General features: G+C 73.6%; 18 protein-coding genes and 1 pseudogene. 6 read left to right on the top strand and 13 right to left on the bottom strand.

The genetic code is table 11. The annotated features are described in order from the left end of the window. Positions 1 to 39: 39 nt before the first annotated feature. The 5 genes and pseudogenes from ACTVAJ_RS15715 to ACTVAJ_RS15695 form a co-directional block, all read right to left on the bottom strand. A complete protein-coding gene (locus ACTVAJ_RS15715) occupies positions 40 to 264 on the bottom strand; it encodes a hypothetical protein (protein ID WP_470388898.1) in 225 nt (74 codons plus the stop codon). Positions 265 to 732: 468 nt separating this feature from the next. Beyond that, positions 733 to 927: pseudogene (locus tag ACTVAJ_RS15710) on the bottom strand (maleylpyruvate isomerase N-terminal domain-containing protein); the annotation flags it as partial. A 126-nt stretch (positions 928 to 1,053) separates the two neighbouring features. Beyond that, positions 1,054 to 1,671, bottom strand: a complete 618-nt coding sequence (locus ACTVAJ_RS15705; RefSeq protein WP_470388897.1) for a LysE family translocator — start codon at positions 1,669 to 1,671, stop codon at positions 1,054 to 1,056. A 64-nt stretch (positions 1,672 to 1,735) separates the two neighbouring features. Then, complete coding sequence (locus ACTVAJ_RS15700) at positions 1,736 to 2,407, bottom strand: lysophospholipid acyltransferase family protein (RefSeq protein ID WP_470388896.1); 672 nt, start codon at positions 2,405 to 2,407, stop codon at positions 1,736 to 1,738. A 177-nt stretch (positions 2,408 to 2,584) separates the two neighbouring features. Continuing rightward, on the bottom strand, positions 2,585 to 3,517 hold the full coding sequence (locus tag ACTVAJ_RS15695) for a threonine/serine dehydratase (RefSeq protein ID WP_470388895.1): 933 nt from the start codon (positions 3,515 to 3,517) through the stop codon (positions 2,585 to 2,587). Between the two features lie 108 nt (positions 3,518 to 3,625). Here ACTVAJ_RS15695 and ACTVAJ_RS15690 point away from each other — a divergent pair, with 108 nt between their 5' ends. Then, a complete protein-coding gene (locus ACTVAJ_RS15690; protein ID WP_470388894.1) occupies positions 3,626 to 4,552 on the top strand; it encodes a LysR substrate-binding domain-containing protein in 927 nt (308 codons plus the stop codon). Between the two features lie 7 nt (positions 4,553 to 4,559). Here the strand turns inward: ACTVAJ_RS15690 and ACTVAJ_RS15685 are convergent, their stop codons facing one another. After that, positions 4,560 to 5,192: a trimeric intracellular cation channel family protein gene (locus ACTVAJ_RS15685; protein ID WP_470388893.1), complete on the bottom strand. Its 633-nt coding sequence runs from the start codon at positions 5,190 to 5,192 to the stop codon at positions 4,560 to 4,562. Between the two features lie 262 nt (positions 5,193 to 5,454). Between ACTVAJ_RS15685 and ACTVAJ_RS15680 the strand changes: the two genes are divergently transcribed. Beyond that, positions 5,455 to 6,813 carry a dihydrolipoyl dehydrogenase family protein gene (locus tag ACTVAJ_RS15680; protein ID WP_470388892.1) on the top strand — a complete coding sequence of 453 codons (1,359 nt, stop codon included), beginning with the start codon at positions 5,455 to 5,457 and terminating at the stop codon, positions 6,811 to 6,813. Positions 6,814 to 6,873: 60 nt separating this feature from the next. Here the strand turns inward: ACTVAJ_RS15680 and ACTVAJ_RS15675 are convergent, their stop codons facing one another. From ACTVAJ_RS15675 to ACTVAJ_RS15665, 3 genes are read right to left on the bottom strand one after another with little or no spacing between them, the layout of a single operon-like run. Continuing rightward, positions 6,874 to 8,481, bottom strand: coding sequence for an amidohydrolase (locus ACTVAJ_RS15675; RefSeq protein WP_470388891.1), 1,608 nt, complete (start codon positions 8,479 to 8,481; stop codon positions 6,874 to 6,876). Next, the gene (locus tag ACTVAJ_RS15670; protein ID WP_470388890.1) at positions 8,478 to 9,890 is read right to left on the bottom strand and encodes a cytosine permease; all 1,413 of its coding nucleotides are present in this window, start codon (positions 9,888 to 9,890) and stop codon (positions 8,478 to 8,480) included. The genes ACTVAJ_RS15675 and ACTVAJ_RS15670 overlap by 4 nt, the downstream gene beginning before the upstream one ends. Then, complete coding sequence (locus tag ACTVAJ_RS15665) at positions 9,887 to 10,051, bottom strand: hypothetical protein (protein ID WP_470388889.1); 165 nt, start codon at positions 10,049 to 10,051, stop codon at positions 9,887 to 9,889. Before ACTVAJ_RS15665 ends, ACTVAJ_RS15670 begins: the two co-directional genes overlap by 4 nt. A gap of 80 nt (positions 10,052 to 10,131) precedes the next feature. Between ACTVAJ_RS15665 and ACTVAJ_RS15660 the strand changes: the two genes are divergently transcribed. After that, positions 10,132 to 10,785, top strand: coding sequence for a TetR/AcrR family transcriptional regulator (locus tag ACTVAJ_RS15660; protein ID WP_470388888.1), 654 nt, complete (start codon positions 10,132 to 10,134; stop codon positions 10,783 to 10,785). A 67-nt stretch (positions 10,786 to 10,852) separates the two neighbouring features. On the opposite strand, the gene ACTVAJ_RS15655 is transcribed toward ACTVAJ_RS15660, so the two are convergent. Then, on the bottom strand, positions 10,853 to 11,863 hold the full coding sequence (locus ACTVAJ_RS15655; RefSeq protein ID WP_470388964.1) for an N-acetylglucosamine kinase: 1,011 nt from the start codon (positions 11,861 to 11,863) through the stop codon (positions 10,853 to 10,855). A 214-nt stretch (positions 11,864 to 12,077) separates the two neighbouring features. Here ACTVAJ_RS15655 and ACTVAJ_RS15650 point away from each other — a divergent pair, with 214 nt between their 5' ends. Continuing rightward, positions 12,078 to 13,358, top strand: a complete 1,281-nt coding sequence (locus tag ACTVAJ_RS15650; protein ID WP_470388887.1) for a GNAT family N-acetyltransferase — start codon at positions 12,078 to 12,080, stop codon at positions 13,356 to 13,358. Between the two features lie 228 nt (positions 13,359 to 13,586). Here the strand turns inward: ACTVAJ_RS15650 and ACTVAJ_RS15645 are convergent, their stop codons facing one another. The 3 genes from ACTVAJ_RS15645 to ACTVAJ_RS15635 form a co-directional block, all read right to left on the bottom strand. Next, complete coding sequence (locus ACTVAJ_RS15645; protein ID WP_470388886.1) at positions 13,587 to 14,135, bottom strand: hypothetical protein; 549 nt, start codon at positions 14,133 to 14,135, stop codon at positions 13,587 to 13,589. A gap of 272 nt (positions 14,136 to 14,407) precedes the next feature. Then, the gene (locus tag ACTVAJ_RS15640) at positions 14,408 to 15,460 is read right to left on the bottom strand and encodes an aminotransferase class V-fold PLP-dependent enzyme (protein WP_470388885.1); all 1,053 of its coding nucleotides are present in this window, start codon (positions 15,458 to 15,460) and stop codon (positions 14,408 to 14,410) included. A 76-nt stretch (positions 15,461 to 15,536) separates the two neighbouring features. Next, positions 15,537 to 16,076, bottom strand: coding sequence for a MarR family winged helix-turn-helix transcriptional regulator (locus ACTVAJ_RS15635; protein ID WP_116246678.1), 540 nt, complete (start codon positions 16,074 to 16,076; stop codon positions 15,537 to 15,539). 272 nt (positions 16,077 to 16,348) lie between these two features. Here ACTVAJ_RS15635 and ACTVAJ_RS15630 point away from each other — a divergent pair, with 272 nt between their 5' ends. Continuing rightward, the gene (locus ACTVAJ_RS15630) at positions 16,349 to 17,308 is read left to right on the top strand and encodes an MBL fold metallo-hydrolase (protein ID WP_470388884.1); all 960 of its coding nucleotides are present in this window, start codon (positions 16,349 to 16,351) and stop codon (positions 17,306 to 17,308) included. Between the two features lie 161 nt (positions 17,309 to 17,469). Next, the gene (locus ACTVAJ_RS15625; protein WP_470388883.1) at positions 17,470 to 19,161 is read left to right on the top strand and encodes an FAD-dependent monooxygenase; all 1,692 of its coding nucleotides are present in this window, start codon (positions 17,470 to 17,472) and stop codon (positions 19,159 to 19,161) included. Positions 19,162 to 19,185: the final 24 nt, after the last annotated feature.

The following is a 19,185-nucleotide window of genomic DNA, read 5'->3' as shown; positions in this document are numbered from 1 at the left end:
CCGGACCCCGGGGTCCGGCCCGCCGGAAGCGGTCGTGGTTCAGCAGTTGCAGCTCTGGTCGCAGGCGCAGTTGAACACGCACCCGCAGAACCCGGCGCAGCTGCCGCCGATGGGGCAGGCCGTGGGGATCTCGAGGTCGGGGTCGGCGGGCGTCAGGTCGCCCGCGCTGCTCAGGATCTGGCTGACCAGGGCGTCCCAGCCACCGCTCGTGGCGTCCTGGACGTCGAGGTCGAGGGGGGCGGTCTCTTCGGTCGCACGTGACATGGTTTCCTCCGGCGGTGGGGGCGAGTGGTCGCCTGCGGGTTGGAGCGAACCGGATCGCGCCGACTGCGGGTATCGGACGGTCTCCGGCCCGGGGAGAGTCTGGGGAACCGACCGTGAGCGTTCCTTGCACGATCCTTGAACGGGACTCCGCACGCCGGTTCCGGCGGTCCGGCTGCGATTGTTCGACCGTGCCCCGGCCCTGCTGGGCCCGCCGCCCCGACCCGACCCGCCCCGCCCCGGGTTGGGGCGGGTCGGGTCGGGTCGGAAAACCCTTGGGCGGAAGGGCGCCGAGGCGCTGGGACGGCGGCCCGCCGTGCCCACCGCCGCCCCCCGGGGTCCGAACGCAGGAGTGCGCCCTTGGCGACCGACCGACCGCCTCGCCGTCGACGGCGTCCGCGTCGACGGCCTGCCAGAAGTGCACGACCTGATCTCCGACGGTCGAGAGCAGCGCGACGAGCACGGGCGGGCTCATCCGGCGGGCGGCGCCCACCCACTCGCCGTTGACGCGGTGGAGGAAGGCGGGGAACGCCTCGTCCGTCGGGGCCGCGGGACGTGGAAACCGTCGCGGTCCATGGACAGCCGTCCGACGTGGTCACCGAGCACGTGCGCGGCCACGTCCTTGACGTTCCAGTCCGGGCAGACCGTGGGCTCGGCCCACTCCTCGGGGCCTGCCGCCCCAGGAGGTCGAGGAGGGCGAGGGCTGCGTGCTGCCCGGCGAACAGCGGGCGGACGTCGATCGCGGGCCCGGCCAGGAGGTGCCGGTCATCGGCTCCCCTCGGCGGTCCCCGGTCAGGTGTGGGCGGTGGCGACGCGGGCGCCGAAGGCGATCAGCACGCCTCCGGTGAGCCGGTCCATCCACCGGCGTACCGTCGGCCGCGCGAAGAAGGACCTGGCGACGTCCAGCAGGAACACGAAACCGCCCAACCGGGCCACCGTGAGCACGACGTGTGTCAGTACCAGCAGGGCCATCCCCGTCTGCGGTGACATCTGGGGCGGTGCCAGTGTCGGGAGAAGGCTGATGTAGAAGACCGCGATCTTGGGGTTGAGGGCGTTGGTGACCGCCCCGGTCATCCACGGGTTGCCGCCGCGTTCCACGGGCTCCGGGGCGGGCTCCGGGGCGGAGCGGCGGCTGGCGAGCACCGCCCTGACCCCCAGGTAGACGAGGTAGCCCGCACCGGCGAACCTGACGACGGTGAACGCCGTGGCCGAGGCGGCCAGCAGCGCGGCCAGGCCGGCGGCGGTCAGCAGACCCCACAGGAGCAGCCCCGCGGCCACACCCGCGACCGTGCGCAGTCCGTCGCCCCGGCCTCCGGACACGGCCTGGCGGGCGACCACGGCCATGTCGGGGCCCGGCGCCATCGTGAGTACGGCCAGCACCCCGGCCGCCGTGAGGAGGTGAGCGGTCATGGACGCATTCTCGCAGGGCGGCGGGTCCGGCCCGCGGGCCGCCCGCGGTCCCGGGCGGCCGGCGTCAGTCCTCGGAGCCGTGGGTGTTGTACCCGTCCGCCCGCTCCTGACCGGACAGGCCGTGGATGGCGTCCATGATCCGGTCGGTGATCTCCCGGCGGGCCTTGCCCGGGGCCAGGTGGTCGTACCCGGTGGAGAAGTCCATCGGCCTGCCGAACCGCACGGTGAACGGGTGCGGTCGGGGGACCGGAGCGCCGATCGGCTGCACGCCCTGGGTTCCGGACACCGCCACCGGCACCACCGGCGCCTTGGACTCCAGCGCCAGGTGCGCCACGCCCGTCCGGCCCCGGTAGAGCCGCCCGTCCCGCGAGCGGGTGCCCTCGGGGTAGACCACGCACGCCTCGCCCTCGCGCAGCCGTTCGAGCATCAGCTCCAGTGAGAGCATCGCGCCCCGGGCGTCGTCCCGGCGGACCGGCATGGCGCCCAGGGAGCTGAACACGGTCTTGGTCGCCCTCCCCTTGAGCCCGGCGCCCTCGAAGTAGTCGCTCTTGGCCAGGAAGCGGACCCGCCGGGTCCTGACCGCCAGCGGGATCACGACGCTGTCGACGAAGGAGAGGTGGTTGCTGGCGAGCAGCACCGCCCCCGTGGCGGGGACGTTCTCCCGGCCCTCGATGGTCGGTCGGCACAGTGTCCGGGCGAGGACCGCCGCGGTCTGCCGCAACGCACCGTAGAGCACGCGTGTTCTCCCTCACGAAGGTGGTCTGGTGTGAACCCCAATGTAAGGGCGACCCATGGGTAACAATGATCTGGGGCACGTGAACGGCATCACGACACGGCAACGGACGATGAGTCCCCAACGCGTCGATGACGTGCGAGAACCCGACTCCTCCGGCGTGCCCGACCCCGGGTCGGCTCAGTCCGCGCGCCGCCAGTCCGCGTTGGCCCCGCACACCACCAGGCACGGGTTCTCACCCGGGACCCGCCCGGCCAGCCACGCGGCGAACGGCACCGCCGCGGCCGGTTCGGTGGCGATCCGGAACTCCTCCCACAGCCGGTCCTGGGCCCGGACGATCTCCTCCTCGCCGACCAGCACGGGCGTCACCGGGTGTGCGCGCAGCACCTCGAAGGGCACCCGGCCCAGGACCGCGGCCCCCAGCGCCGAGGCCGCCACCGAGTCCACCGGGGTCCGCACCGGGTGCCCGGCGGCCAGCGCCGCGTGCAGGCTCTGGCAGCCCTCCGGCTCCGCCGCGACCACGCGCCGTTCGTCCCCGATACCCAGGCGCACACCCGCGACCAGACCGCCGCCGCCCACCGCCACGGCGACCGTGTCGCACTCGGGGGCGTCGGCGGCGATCTCCAGGCCGATCGTGCCCTGTCCGGCGACGACGAGCGGGTCGTCGTAGGCGTGCAGGTAGCGCACCCCCTCGCTCTGCGCGCGCGTGCGGGCGGCCTCGGCCGCCTCGGCGTACTCCCGGCCCACGCGCACGATCTCCGCGCCCGTCCGGGCCAGCGCCGCGGCCTTGGCCTCGGGCACCGTCTCGGGCACGTACACGGTCGCCCGGATGCCCAGCAGCGAGGCCGCGGTGGCCACGCCCAGCCCGTGGTTGCCGCCCGAGGCCGTGATCACCCGGTCGGTGGGCTCCCCGCCGAGCAGGGCGTTGAGCGCACCGCGCAGCTTGAACGCGCCCGTGCGCTGGAGGTACTCCAGCTTCAGGGTGAGCGGGCGACCGTCGACCTCCGCGCGCATGACCGGCGTGCGGCGGGCGTAGGGGGCGATGCGTTCGGCGGCGGCACGGACGTCGGTGGCCGTGGGCGTGCGCGAGGCACGTGCGGTACTCGGGCTCATGGCCCCATGCTGCCGCTACCGGGCATTAACTTAAAGTTGGGTCTGCTAAAGATCGTTAAGTGAAACTTTGTACCTGATCTTGTTGTGCAGCGGAAACGGAGGGGAACCGTGCTGGACGCCAACCGGCTCCGCGTCCTGGTCGAGATCGCGCACGCCGGATCCATCGCCGCGGCCGCCGAACGGCTCTCGTTCACCCCGCCGGCCCTGTCCCAGCAGCTCACCAAACTCGAACGCGAGGTCGGCTGCCGACTGGTCGAGCGCGGACGCACCGGCGCCACCCTCACCGAGGCCGGACGCGTGCTCCTCGACCACGGCGAACGCGTCATGGGGGAGCTGCGCGACGCCGAGGCCGCCGTCCGCTCCATCGCGGGCGAGCCCCCCGACCGCCTCTCCCTGGGCGCGTTCGCCAGTGCGGGCAAGGTGCTGCTGCCCGAGACACTCGCCGCCTTCGGCCACGCCCACCCGCACGTGCGCGTGTCGCTGTCCGACATCGAACCGCCCGGCGGCTACGGCCTGGTCACCTCCGGGGACCTCGACCTGCTCGTCACCCACCGCTACCCGGGCGCGCCCCTGCCCCGGATCGGCGGCCTGCACCGCGAACGCGTCCTGGTGGACCCGCTCATGGTGGTCGCCCCCTCCGGCCATCCCGTCGTGGCGCACCGGGCCCCGACCCTGGCCGACCTGGCCGAGGAGGAGTGGATCTGCGGTGCGCCCGGCATCCCCAACCGGGTCAGCCTGGACACCGCCGCGGCGGCCGCCGGGGTGCGGCTGGCCGTGGCCTACGAGACCCGCGACTACGAGGTCGCCCTCGCGCTGATCGAGGCGGGCGTGGGGGTGGCGCTCGTCCCGAGCAGCATCCTCGGCGCCGCCCGGCCCGGGGACTGGGTCAGCCGCCCGCTGCGCGGCGCCCGGCTCGCCCGGGACATCTTCACCGTGCACCGCCGCCGCCCCTCCGAGCCGGTCTCGGCGATGGTGGCGATCCTGCGGCGCACCGCCGCGCGGGCGCTGGACCGGGGCGGGTCCGGAGCGCGGTAGGGGCACGTCAGAGCGACGGCGCCCCGGGCGGACGCGGCGCGTTCCAGCGGTAGCGCAGCGCCAGGACCCGGACGGTGAAGCACGTCGCCGCGCCCCCGACCGCGACCCACCCCGCGCCGAACCCGAACACGTCCACGACCACCACGAACCCCGCGCCGAGCATCGCCGGGATCGCGTACAGCCGCGAGTCGGCGCTCAGCACGGTCGGCACCCGGTTGATCAGGACGTCGCGGACGGTTCCGCCGCCCACCGCGCTCAGCGCGCCCAGGATCGTCGCCTGGAGCGGCCCGACCCCCAACTCCAGCGCCTTGGTCGCACCCGTCACCGCGAACAGGCTCAGCCCGGCCGCGTCGAAGAGCAGGATCGGCTTGTTCAGGTGGTGCAGCCAGCGGCTGAGGAAGAACGCCACCGTGGCCCCCAGCAGCGCCGTGACCAGGTAGCGCCAGTCCTGGAAGGTCGCCGGGGTCACTCCGAGCAGGACGTCGCGGGTGATGCCTCCGCCGATGGCGGTGACCACGCCCAGGGCTATGACGCCGACGATGTCCAACCGTGCCGAGCGGATGGCGGTCAGCGCCCCGTCCAGGGCGAACGCGAACACCCCGAGCAGGTCGAGGACGAGGAGGATGGTCTGGGTGGACATGCGGCTGCGCCGGGACGGCTTCCTCTCCGGAACGGACGGTGCGACAACCTGCCAGTACACCACGCGCTGCCGGTGCCCTCGCACGTCCGCGCTGTGACACGCCGCACGGCCGCCACCGGCGGAGCGGCCGCGACCGTGTCGGTGAGCGCCGCCCCGACGTCCGACGGGCACTCCCAAGCCGCGCGCGTGTCACCCCTTCCCCCTCCGCCCGCCAACCGCCACGATCGAGGGGACCCACCGGCACACGGGCGAAATGAGACCTATGGACCACGTCGACGCGATCGTTATCGGGATGGGGCCGGGAGGTGAGACCGTCGCCTCCCGGCTCCTGGACGCGGGACGCCGCGTCGCCGTGGCCGAGCGGGAACTCATCGGAGGCGAGTGCGCCTACTACGCCTGCATCCCCTCCAAGGTGCTGCTCCGCGCGCCCGAGGCCCGCCAGGAGGCGGTCGGCGCCGCCGGGGTGGACACCCCCGGGCTCGACTGGCCCGCCCTGCGCGACCGGCGCGACCTGATGATCCGCCACCTCGACGACTCCGCGCAGGTCCGGGGCTACCGCGACCGGGAGGCGCTCGTGCTCCGGGGGCGCGCCCGCGTCGTCGGACGCGACCCCTGGCGGGTGTCCGTGGGCGGGACCGAGGTCAGCGCCGACCACCTCGTCGTGGCCACCGGCTCCGAGGCGGTCCGCCCGCCCGTGGCGGGCCTGGACGACCTGGGCCCGGACCGGATCTGGACCAACCGCGAGGCCACCACGCTCGCCGCCCCGCCCGGGAGCGCGCTGGTGATCGGCGGCGGCGCCGTCGGCATCGAGCTCGGCCACTTCCTCAACCGGATGGGCACCGGGGTCACTCTCGTCCAGCGCGGCCCCCGCCTGCTGGACCGGGAGGACCCGCGCCTGTGCGAACTGGTCGGCGCGCGGTTCGCCCGCGACGGCGTCGACGTGCGGGTGGGCACCACCGTCGACTCGGTCGAGCGCGACGGATCGGGTGTGCTCGCCCGCCTGGACGACGGCCACAGCGTGCGCGCCGACGTCGTCGTCCTGGCCTCGGGCCGCCGCCCGCGCGGCGGCGGACTCGGCCTGGCGGAGCTGGGCATCGAACTGGACCGCGCCGCGCTGCCCGTGGACGAGCGCTGCCAGGCGGCACCGGGGCTGTGGGGGGTCGGCGACGTGACCGGGCGCGCGATGTTCACCCACGTGGCCAAGTACCAGGGCCGGATCGTCGCCGACAACATCCTGGGCCTGGGGCGGACCGCCGACTACGCGGCCGTGCCCCGCGTGGTCTTCTCCGACCCCGAGATCGCCGCGGTGGGGCTCACCGCGGAACGGGCCCGCGCCCAGGGGATCGACGTGGTCACCGCCGAGGTCGACGTCCCGGAGAACCTGGCCCGCCCGTGGACCTACACCACCGACCCCGAGGGCAGGCTCGGCCTGGTCGCCGACCGCGCCGGCGGGGTGCTCGTGGGGGCGTGGGCGTTCGGCCCGCTGGTGTCGGAGTGGATCCACACCGCGGCCCTGGCGATCCACGCCCGGGTGCCGGTCGCGCTCCTGGCCGACTCGATCCCGCAGTTCCCCACGTTCAACGAGGCCTACCTCATCGCCCTGGAACGCCTGGGCATCTGACCGGGGACGGCGGGGCCGGGACCGGTTCCCCAGGCACCCGGCCCCGCCCCGCGCCCGTCCTCACGCGCGGCGGTACACCACCCGCCCGTCGACCACGGTCATCGCCACCGGCAGCTCGGGCAGGTCGTCGGGGGCGGTGCTGAGCGGGTCGCCCGCGAACACGGTCAGGTCCGCCCGGGCCCCCTCGCGCACCACCCCCGCGGCGGCCTCCTCCCCGGTGCCGTAGGCCGCCCACGACGTGTAGCCCGCCAGAGCCTGGACCGCGGTGAGCGCCTGCTCCGGACCCAACGGGCCCCGGCCGTCCTGCCCGGCGGGCCGGCGCAGCCGCGCCCCGGCCATGACCGGCCGCGGGTCGAAGGCGGCGATCGGCCAGTCCGAACCCAGTGCCACCCGGCCGCCCGCCGCGACCACGTCCCCGTAGCGCCAGGCGCGGGCGCAGCGCTCGGCGCCCACCCGGCCCGACCAGTTGTCGGAATGGTCGGGCAGCGTCCAGTCCATGTGCGTGGGCTGCATCGAGGCGACCACGTCCAGTTCGGCGAAGCGCGGCACGTCCTGGTCGAGGATCAACTCGGCGTGCTCGACCCGGTGCCGTCCCCGGGCGGGCGCGCCCACCCTCGCGTACGTATCGAGCGTGTAGGTGACCGCGCGGTCGCCGATCGCGTGGGTGAAGGAGGGCAGCCCCAGTTCGGCCACGGCCCCCACCGCCCTGCGGTACCGGTCCGGATCCCGCCAGATCGGCCGGTCGCCCTCCCCGAGGCAGTCGGGGTGGTGCAGCCAGGCCGCGCCGCCGTCGATCGTGCCGTCGAGCAGGAACTTCACCGCGCCCGTCCGCAGCAGCCGCCCCGACCGCCCGCGCAGGTCGCGTACGACCTCCAGGGTGTCGTCGACCCGCCCGGGCAGCGCCCACGGCGCGAGCAGGACCCGGCTGGTCAGCTCGTCGCGTCCGGACAGCAGCTCCAGGGTCTCCAGGGTCCCGGGTGCCAGGTCCAGGACGTGCAGTCCGGTCAGGCCCACGGCGTTCTGCTCACCCAGCACGCGACGCAGCCCGCGCGCGCACTCCTCGACGTCCATCGGGGGGACGGCCTCCTGGCCGGCGAACACCGCCGAGGTCTCGCGCAGGTATCCGGTGGGGCGCCCCTCGCCGTCCACCTCGATCTCGGAGTGGTCGGCGAACTCGACCGGTCCGGTGATCCCCGCGCGCCGCAGCCCCTCGGAGCTCATCAGCGCGTTGTGCGCGTCGATCATCCAGATCATCGCGGGGCGGCCGCCGACCGCCGCGTCGATGTGGTCGCGGTGCGGGGTACCGGGGGTGAACGCCGTGTACTCCGCGCCGACGCCGATCACCCACGCGTTGGCGGGCAGGTCCGCGCAGTGCGCGCGCAGGGCCCGCCGCAGGTCGTCGAGGTCCTCGATGTGGGTGAGGTCGACCCCGCGCCCCTGGGACAGGGCCAGCACCGGGTGCTGGTGGGAGTCCACGAGGCCGGGTGTGACGGTCAGGCCGCCCCCGTCGACGACCTCGGTGCGGCGGTCCGCCAGCGCGCCGACCTCGCGGTCGTCGCCGACGGCCACCACCGTGCCCCCGCGGACGGCGACGGCGGTCGCGGACGGGCGCGTCGGGTCCATGGTGTGGACGCGGGCGCCGCGGATCAGCAGGTCGGGTGCGGTCAACGGTAGCCTCCTCGGTTCAGCGGACGGACGATCGCCTTCGTGAGCACGACGTGCACCACCGCGGTGACGGCGAAGGCGGGCAGGGAGGCGGTCAAATACGGGAAGAGGGGCGAACTGGCGTAGGTCACCGGGTTGAGCAGGAGCAGGTACGTGCCCGCCCCCGCGGCCACGGCGACGAAGGCCACCGGGTTGACGCCCCGCCAGAACCCGTAGCGGGACTCCTCGTCGCCGGTGTACAGGTCGCGCAGGTGCAGCGTGCGGCGGCGCAGGAGGTAGAAGTCGGCGAAGTACACCGCGCACAGCGGCGCCACGATCAGTGCCACCAGGGCGAGGAACCGGAAGAACAGCTCGTAGACCCCGCCGGGGAAGAAGACCATGACGCAGGCGGGCAGCAGGAGCAGCGCGGCGAGCACCGGCCAGGGCAGGTGGGCGATGGAGCCGTGCAGCCGCTGGACGGCCAGCGCCCCGGAGTAGGTCTGGCCCATGATGCTGGTGACGTTGGCGAAGGCGACGAACAGCAGCGCCAGCGCGCCCAGGACCACGCCGCCGACCGGGACCATCCACGTCGTGGGGTCGCTGGAGCCGAAGGCGAGCGCTGCCAGCGTGCCGACCAGCCCCGCGACGGTGCTGGCGCCGAACAGGCCGATGAGGTTGGGCCAGTACGCCGCCCGCGCGGTGGTGGTGAGGCGGGCGAGGTTGCCGGTGATGGCCCACCAGGAGAACCCGGCGCCGAGGCAGACCTCCAGCGCGGCGGTGTAGCTGGGCAGCGGATCGCCCAAGGGGGCGAGTGGGGCGAGCTGTGCGAGTTCGGCGGGGCCGCGATCGCGCAGGATCACGACGAGCATGACCAGGGTGATCACGGCCAGGGCCGGGGCGATGAGGCCGTTGACGCGGCTCAGTGAGAGCGGTCCGCGCAGCAGCAGGAGCCAGCAGGCCACGAGCGCCACCAGGCAGAAGCCGATCACCACGGGGGAGTCCTCGCGCAGGTCGGTGCCCAGGACCGCGTTGGACACGTTGGCCAGCGCGCGGCCGAACATGATGGCCAGGATGGCGTTCCAGGTGGCCAGCAGGAACGGCATGAGGAGCAGGAGGAGGATCCGGACGCCGTTGCGCCCGAAGACGCTGCGCAGGGCGCCGAACTGCTCCACGCCGTACTTGGCGGACGGGATGCACGTGGTCAACGCGACCAGGACCACGCCGAGGAGGTTGCCGACCACGGTGACGGCGACGGCCTCCTTGGCCCCGACGAAGAGTGCGACGCTCCCGCCGGTGAGGAAGGCCCAGGTGGCGATCGCCAACCCGACGTTCACGCTGGTGAAGCCCCAGAATCCCCATACGCGCTCGCCGCGCAGCAGGGGGAGCCCGGCCAGGGATCCGGCGGAGCCGGGGGTGGTGGACGTGTCGCTCATGACAGCCCCCACCACAGGAGGAGGACGCTGACACCGACGGCGGCGACCGCGGTCACCACGAGGTCGAGGGCGGGCAGGTCGGCGTGCGCTGGGTCGTGGTACTCGGGGGATTCGATGGTGCGGATTCGGGTGTCCAATTCCGCCAGATCGTCCGCGTGCATGGTGGAGCTCCTGACGACTAACGTTGTTAGTTGATACGCTAGGGGGAGTTTCCCGATTTGTGAAGTACCTCATGAAAAACGTGACGGAGAGTGGTGTGGATGTGCGGGCGGCAGCGGTGAACGGCGGACCCCGGACGGCCCTGACGCGCACCCTGATCGCCTCCGCCGCCCTCGGTGTGCTCGACGAGGAGGGCGTCGACGCCCTCACCCTGCGCGAGGTCGCCCGGCGCCTGGAGGTCAAGGCCTCCTCGCTGTACAACCACGTGCGCTCCAAGTCCGAGATCCTCGACCTGGTCACCGAGCTGATCGTGTCGAAGGTCGACCTGTCCCTGCTGGAGGGCCCCGACTGGCGCGCGGGCCTGCGCCACTTCGCCACCACCTACCGGGACGCCTTCCTCGCACACCCCAACGCCGCCGCGGTCATCGCGCGCCGCGCCGTGGAGACCCCCACCGCCCTGCGCTACTACGCCAGGTCCGTCGCCCTGCTCACCGACGCCGGGTGGCCGCCCGCCACGGCGCTGGAGATCGTCCTGGCGGTCGACTACGTCGTCATGGGCTCGATCATCGTGCCCTTCGCCACCGGATTCGTCCGGCCCCCGACCTCCTACGGGCCCGACCACGCGCCCCTGGCCGCGGCCCTCGCCGCCGTGGATCCGGCCACCGTCGACGACACCGCCTTCCGGGCCACCCTGGAGGCCTACCTGACCGGACTCGGTGACCCACCGGCCGGTTAGGCCGTGTCTGCTCGGGTCCTGCGCCGCGCTTCGGACCGGGTTCGGGGAGCGGCCGGGACGGAGCCGCTCAGGCGGCGTCGCTCCGCCCGCTCCGCCGCCCCGTCCGGGTGAAGACCTCGTGCAACGCGCGGTCGGTGTCGGACACGCCCGCGTGCAGGGCCGCCAGCCACGCCGCCCCGCCCGCCGTGCATCCGGCCATGACGATCTCCGTCCCCGCCGATCCCAACTCCAGCTTGCGGGTCAGTGCGGCGCGCACCGGTTCGGAGTGGGTGAGCACACCGCCGGACAGCACCACCGGGGTACGCTCCCCGGGCGTGCGCACCTGGTGCACCGTGTGCGCCAGGTGGCCCGCGGCGGCCTCCACGATCACCTCCGCGGCCGGATCACCCGCCGTGTGCGCCTCGCTGACCAGCGGGGCGAGCGTGGCCAGCGCCACCGGAGGCCCCTCGGTCAGTGTCCGGGCGAAGTTGCGTGCGTGCTCCTCGGGCCAGTGGTCCTCCCGATCGGTCGGGCGCTGGCCGGGGATGACCCGCTTGGCCACCGTGCGCGCCAACGGACTGAGCTCCCCGCCGCGGGACAGCTGCCGGGCGGTCTCCTTCGCGGCCTGGTGACCGATCCAGAACGCCGAGCCGTCGTCGCCGATCAGCCATCCCATGCCGTCGGCCGACCGGGCGCGCCGCCGTTCCTGGATCCTCGTCGCGATCGCCCCGGTCCCGGCGATGAGCACCGTTCCGTCGGGCAGCGGTGTGCCCGAGGCGAAGGCGACCTCGTCGTCACCGGTGAACCTCGCCGTCCCACGGGGCAGGCCCGCCTCGACCAGGGCCCCCTCCATCCGCGCGCGCACGTCCGCGTCCCGCAGCGCCGACACTCCGGCCAGACCGACCACCACCGCCGCGACCTCCTGGCGCGCCCACCGTTCGGCGCGGTCCAGCGCTCCCTCGACCGCCTCGGTCAGCTGGGCGGCGGCCCGGATGACGCCGTGGGTGTTGGGGTTGGCGCCGCCCGCCCACGACTCGCCCAGCCGTTCACCGGTCAGGGTGGTCACCAGGGCGCGGGTGGTGGTGCCGCCCGCGTCCACCCCCACCACGACGCGCGTCGCACCGCGCACGGACCGGGTTCCCTGTCGTTTCGGTACCGAAGGAGGAGTCACACCGTAGAGGTGCCCCTCCGTGACGTTCGCTACTCCTCCGTCACGGCCCTGCGCCCGAACCGGAATGGACGACCGGCCCCGTCCGCCGCACCGAGGGAAAACAGATAGCCACGTCCCTCCGAGTCCTGATAGGCAGACTGTCATGACGAAGACTTCCGAACCGGACCCGACCCCTGCCTCGGAGACGGCCTGGACGGTACGCGGCACCGACCGCGACGAGTTTCCCGAGGTCGCCCGGGTGGTGGGCGAGGCGCTCCTGGCACCGGGCACGGTGGAGGATCGCCTGGAGCACATCCGCCCGCTCATGGACGACCACGGCTACCAGCGCATCCTGGTGGCGGTGGACGGTGACGAGATCATCGGGGCGGTCAACGACTTCGGGTTCGAGATGACGATGCCCGGCGGTCCGCGCCCGGTCGCGGGCGTCACCGGCGTGGGGGTGTGGCCCACCCGCCGCAGGAGGGGCGTGCTCAGCGCGCTCATGCGCCGCCAGCTCCACGAACTGCGGGAACGGGGCGAGAGCCTCGCGGCCCTGTGGGCGTCCGAGGGCGGTATCTACGGCCGGTTCGGCTACGGGGCGGCCGCGATGGAGACACGGCTGACCATCGCCCGACCGCACGCCGCGCTCGTGCCCGACGCCCCGCGCGATCCCGCGCTCACCCTGCGCCTGCTCGGTGCCCAGGAGGCCCGCGGACAGGTGACCGAGGTGTTCGACAGGGTGTTCCCCACCCAGATCGGCCGCTTCCGGCGCAGCGCGGTCTGGTGGGACCGCGCCCTGAAGGACACCCCGGAGGTGCGCGGCGACCGTACCGGGCTGAACGCCGCCGTCGTCAGCGACGCCGACGGCCCCCGGGGATACGCCCTGTACCGGACGCGCAGGAGCTACGACCAGGCCGGCTGGCACAGCGAGCTGCACGTCGAGGAACTGGTCGCCGCCACGCCCGCGGCGCGGGTGGCCCTGTACGACCACGTGTTCCAGCGCGACCTGGTCGCCACGGTCGTCCTGGAGAACGCCGCCGTGGACGACCCGCTGTGGACCCTCATGGCCGACCGGCAGCGGATCAGTGCCGTGCCGACCACCGGTCTGTGGATGCGGTTGGTGGACGTGCGCGCCGCTCTGGCCGAACGTTCCTACGCCGCGCCGGTCCGGACGGTGGTCGAGGTCCGCGACCGGTTCGCCCCCTGGAACGCGGGCCGGTGGCGGCTCAGGGCCGACGGCGACGGCGCCGCGGTCGAGAGCACCGGCGACGCTCCGGACCTGTCCCTGGACGTGTCCCACCTGGGTGCCGCCTTCCTCGGTCAGCACACGCTCGCCGCCCACGTCGCGGCCGGAGTGGCCACCGAGCACACCCCGGGCGCGGCCGACCGGCTGGACGCCGCGCTGCGGGTGCCCCACGCACCCCTGTGCGGCATGATCTTCTAGGGCTCCGGCGAGGTCACCTGGCGATTCGCGCACGCGCGCGCGAGCGTCGGAGGCCGGGTTTCGGGCGGTGAGCCGCCCCGCCGGGTGAGGTCCGACGACGGGCACGAGCACGTCGGCTTCTGGGGCCCGACCGCGCCGCCGAGCCGCGTCGTCCGGTCGACGGAGCAGGCCGCGTCCACGCGTGGAGGCCCGGGGCGCCCCCGGGCCTCCACTCACTCGCACACGTCGTCAGGCGTGGTGGCGATCGTCGCGGCCGGTGCTGTTGCCGTTGCCGTTGTCGCCGTTGTACCCGTCCTCGACGAGGCAGAAGTCGACGTGGCTCAGCTCGTAGAAGTCGAACGGGTTCGGGGAGTTGAGGTTGAGCGGCGCGTGGAGGGTCATGTCCGCTCCGATGCCGATGGGCCGGTAGTCGTACAGGTTGGCGTTCGGGCCGCCCTTGACGATGACGCCGGTGGCGACGAGGTCACCGCTGATACTGAAGTCGAAGACCTGGTCGTCCACGATGTCGGAGATGGTGACCGGTCCGAACGTGCCCTCGGTCACGGGCTCCACCTTGAGGGTGAAGTCGCACTCGAAGTCGAGGTCGGTGAACGTCGGGTTGTCGTCCACCTCCATCGGCGGCACGGCAGCCATGAGCTGGGGGCCCGGGTCCAGCGGCTGGGCCCAGGCGGGGGCGGCGACGGCGACCGCCGCCGCCGTGGTCAGGCCGACGCCGACGAGGTGGAAACCCAACCTCACGTGTTTGGACGCGGTCTTCTCCCGTGTGACTGCTCGCATGCCGTGTGCTCCTTCGTTGTCTTCGCGGTGTCGCGGCCTCGGCCTTCCGGAACGGTCGGCGCTGACCCGTCGGTAGCCGTTCTGGCTTCGAAGCCCAGGTCCGCACCGGCCACGCCGATGCTGACATAAGCGAAGAGTAATCAAATAGAGACACTCCGTGTTTTCCCTGGTCGGGGTGTGCGGAGTGTGTCAGGTGGAGCACTGTTCGTCGCCGCGCACGAGGGGCCGGGCACGCGCTCTGAGCGCGTGCCCGGCCCCGGTGCGGATGCGTCCTAGCGCAGCGCCTTGACCAGCCGCTCGACGTCGTCCTCGTCGTTGTACAGGTGGAACGAGGCCCGCAGCCGTCCGGCGCGGGTGGCGGTGACGATCCCGGCCTCCGCCGCCCGTCGGGCGGACTCCTGGGAGACCTCCAGCGACACGATCGCCGACCCGGTCGGTTCCAGGCCCATGGCGGTGCGGAACCCGTCCCCCAGGGCGGTGTCGTGTCGGTGGATCGCCTCCACACCGACCTCCTCGAGGAGGTCCAGGGCCGGGGCCAGCCCCACCCACGCCGACCACACCGGTGCGAGGTCCAGACGGCGCGTTCCGGCGGCCAGTCGCAGCGGGCCGCCGTACAGGGACGTCCAGGGGTCCTCGCCCGCGAACCAGTTCGCGGCGAGCGGCCGGAGCGTGGCCAGCGCCTCCTCCGTGCCGGTCAGCAGCGCCGCCCCGCGCGGCCCGAGCGCCCACTTGTAGGTGCTGCACACGGTGAAGTCGACGCGGTCCGCGGGCACGGGGAGCCAGCTGAAGGACTGGGTCGTGTCGACCATCAGCCGTGCGCCGTGGTCGGCGCACGCCGTGATCAGTTCCTCCAGCGGGGCGATCGCGCCGTCGGCCGACTGGACGGCGGCCACGGCCACCAGGGCCGTGGCCGGGCCGACCTCCTCGGGCAGCCGGTCGAGGGGGACCTCGCGGACGCGGATCCCCTCGTCCTGCCGGGCCATGAAGGGGAAGACCACCGACGCGAACTCGTTCTCCGCGACCAGGACCTCCGAGCCCGGGGGCAGGCTCGCCGCGATCGTCCCGGCGAACTGGGAGACGTGGGTGCCCGCGGCGACCCGGTCGACGGGGACGCCGGTCAGGCGGGCGTAGGCGGCGCGGGCGGAGTCCACGGCGGCGTCGGTGTCGGCCGCCTGGAAACGGCCGGTGGCCACCTCGTGGGTGTGCCGTTCGAGGGCCCGCAGCGCCCGGTGGGGCGGGAGGCCGTGGGTGGCGGTGTTGAGGTAGGTGACCTCGGGGGAGAACTGCTGTCGTGCGGCGTCGAGGCGGGATCGGCTGTCGTCCATACCCTGATGCTCACAGCGGCGGACCGGTCGCTCAAGGGCCAATCCGGGCGGAAGTGGCGCCCGGCTCCGGTGCGGGTCAGCTGCGGAACTTGGCCTGTGCCGTGGTCGATCCGGCCATGAGCTTGTTGAGCAGGCGGACCAGTTCGCGGCGCTCCTCGGGTTCGAGGGCCTCGGCCCAGGCGCTCTCGCGCCGGTTGTGGGCGCGGAAGCCGCCCAGGATCGCGCCGTAGCCCGCCTCGGTCAGGCTGAGCTGGAGGGCGCGGCGGTCGTGCTCGGCGCGTTCGCGCACGATGAGCCCGTCGCGTTCGAGGGTGTTGAGCAGGGCGGACAGGGCGGCGCGGCTCATGCCGGAGATCTCGGCGGTGGTCTTGGCCTCCATCGGTCCGGCCAGCCACAGCGCGAAGATCACGCGGAACCCCGGCCAGGTGAGTCCCCTGGGCCGGTGGACGGACGACTCCAGGTCGTAGATGACCATGCTCGTCGCCCGGTTGAGCGTCAGGACCATGCGCATGGCCTCCGCGTCGACGGAGGGCAGCTCTCGTTCCGCCTTCTGCACCGCGTAGTCGACGAATGACCAGAACGTGAGATCGGTTGGGGGAGCGGTGTTATGGGTCACCTCACCAGCCTAGTACCTGCCTCCGGCGCCGTGCGGGCGGATTCCGCCCGTCCCGGTCGAACTCCGGCGGAGCGGTCCGGGGGGGCGGGTGTCGTGGTGGGGGGTGCGGCCGGGCGGGGCGGGTAACCTCGGTGTGTGACCTGTATCACCAGGCCGGCGGCCGGAGGCCTCTTGGTCGTGTGGTGCGGAGCACGTTATGGTCTAAATCATCAAAGGTTTGATCAATTGGGCGGCAGGCCGTCGTCCATGAGCGAGTGAGGGGTCCCACGACCATGGCCAAGCCGTTCGCCTCGTCCGCCGACACCGAGGCCAAGGAGCAGACGCTGGAGGTCCTGGCCGACGGCGTCTACGCGCTCACCGCCGAGGGCGACCCCAACGTGGGCGCGATCGAGGGCGAGGACTTCGTCGTCGCCTTCGAGGCCCTGGCCACCCCCGCCGCCGCGCGGGACTGGCTCGCCCTCCTGCGCGAGCACACCGACAAGCCGGTGCGCTACCTCGTGCTCTCGCACTACCACGCCGTCCGCGTCCTGGGCGCCAGCGCCTTCGACGCCGACATCATCATCACCCACGAGAAGACCCACGAACTCATCCGCGAACGCGGCAAGGAGGACTGGGCCAGCGAGTTCGGCCGCATGCCCCGCCTGGCCAAGGACCCCGACTCCGTCCCCGGCCTGACCTGGCCCACCCAGACCTTCGCCGACCGCACCACCATCGACCTGGGCGGCGACCGCGGCGAACTGGTCTTGGAGTACTTCGGCCGCGGCCACACCGAGGGCGACATCGTCGCCTGGCTGCCCAGGCACAAGATCCTGTTCGCCGGTGACCTGGTCGAGGCCGAGGCCGCCCTCTACACCGGCGACGCCTTCCACCGCGACTGGGCCGGACCCACCCTCGACCGCGTCGCCGCGCTGGAGGCCGAGGTGCTCATCGGCGGCCGCGGCGCGGTCACGCACGGCCGAGCGAACGTCGACGCCGCCATCAACCAGACCCGCGGCTTCCTCACCACGATGATCCGCGAGGTCGGCGCCGTCCACGAGCGCGGCGGCACGCTCAAGGAGGCGTTCGAGGCCGCCCACGCCGCCCTGGAGGGGGCCTACGGGCACTGGCCGATCTTCGAGCACTGCCTGCCCTTCGACGTCTCCCGCCTGTGGGACGAGTTCCGCGGCATCGAGCGGCCGGTCATCTGGACCGCCGACCGCGACCGCCAGGTGTGGGACCAGCTCCAGGGCTGATTCCGGCCGCCACCGCCCGGGGGCCGCTCCGCCGAAGGGCGGGACACCCCCGCCGGACGCCTCCGGTGCGGCACCTCCCGGCGGTGCCTCCGGCGCCCTACCACCGACCATCCCCCGACCACCGCGCCCGTGCGGGCGCCCCACGCCGAACGGAGCCCACGATGCGCCCTCCAGCTCCACGTCCCCCCGCCGACACCGTCGCCGACCCCGTCCTGGTGCTCGGCGCGGGGCCGGTCGGCCAGACCGCGGCCCTGCTCCTGGCCCGGCGCGGGGTGCCCGTACGGATCCTCGACACCAGACCCGAACGCGACGCCGTCGGCTCCAAGGCCATCTGCCAACAGCGCGACGTGCTGGACGTGTGGGACTGGCTCGGCGCCGGGACCATCGTCGAGGAGGGACTGACCTGGGACACCGCCCGCACCTTCTACCGGGACCGCGAACTGTTCAGCGTCCGCCTCCCCGACCCCGGCGCCTCACCCCTGCCCCCCTTCGTCAACATCTCCCAGTCCCGCACCGAACAGGTCCTCGACCGCCTCCTGGACGAGGCGGGCGTGGAGACGCTGTGGAACCACCACGTCACCGGGATCGCCCAGGACGACGACGGCGTCGACGTCGGCTGCGCCACCCCCGGCGGTCCGGTCCGCCTGCGCGGCTCCCACGTCCTGGCCTGCCTCGGCGCACACGGCGGCGTCGTCCGCGAGGCGCTCGGCCTGGGGTTCGGGGGAACCTCCTTCGACGACCGCTTCCTCATCTGCGACATCCGCGCCGACCTGCCCGGTTGGGAACGCGAACGCCGCTTCTACTTCGACCCCGAGTGGAACCCCGGCCGCCAGGTGCTCATCCACCCCTGCCCCGACTCGGTGTTCCGCATCGACTGGCAGGTCCCCGCCGACTTCGACCTCGACGCCGAACGCGCCACCGGCCGCCTGGACGCCCGCATCCGCCAGATCATCGGCGAGCGCCCCTACGAGATCGTCTGGAACTCGGTCTACCGCTTCCACACCCGCGTGGTCGACCGCATGCGCTCGGGCCGCGTCCTGCTCGCCGGGGACTGCGCCCACCTGGTCGCCCCCTTCGGCGCCCGCGGCCTCAACTCCGGTGTCCAGGACGCCGAGAACGCCGCCTGGAAGCTCGCCTACGTCCGCGCCGGCTGGGCGGGGGAGGAACTCCTGGAGAGCTACCACACCGAACGCCACGCCGCCGCGCTGGAGAACGCCGAGATCACCAGCGCCACCATGCGCTTCCTCGTCCCGCACGGTCCCCAGGAGCACGACCGCAGGCTCGACGTCCTCGACCGCGCCCTGACCGACCCCTCGGTCCACCCGAACGTCGACTCCGGCCGCCTGGCCGAACCCTTCTGGTACACCGACTCCGCCCTGACCACCCCCTGCCCCGACCGCCCGTTCGGCGGCCGGCCCCCGCGCGGCCGGACCCCCGACCCCTGCCCCGGGGTGATCCTGCCCGACGCACCCGCCGCGCTCCTCGGCACCGAGCGGCCCGGACGCCTGCGCCCCCTGCTCCGCGAGGGCTTCACCCTCCTGCTCGGCCCCACCCCGCGGGGACAGGACCCCGACGCGCTCCTCGACCGCGTCCGCGCCACCGCCGAACACGCCTGCCCGGCCCCGACCACCGTCCTGCGCCTGGCCGACGTCGACACCACCGGAGCACTCACCCGCGCCCTGGACCCGGCCCCCGGGCAGGTGTGGATCGTGCGCCCCGACGCCCACATCGCCGCCGTCGTCCCCGGAACCGACACCGCCGCCCTGCACACGGCCCTGCGCGCCGCCCTGGGCCTGACGCCCGACCGGGCCGCGTCCGACGCGCGACACCCGCGGACCACCACGACCCGCTGATCCCGACCAGCCCGCGGCTCCGGC

The organism is Nocardiopsis sp. KDC1DS13DA1, from assembly GCF_055632325.1.
Note: the sequence above shows the minus strand (reverse complement) of the source record. Positions and strands in the feature narration are given on the sequence as shown.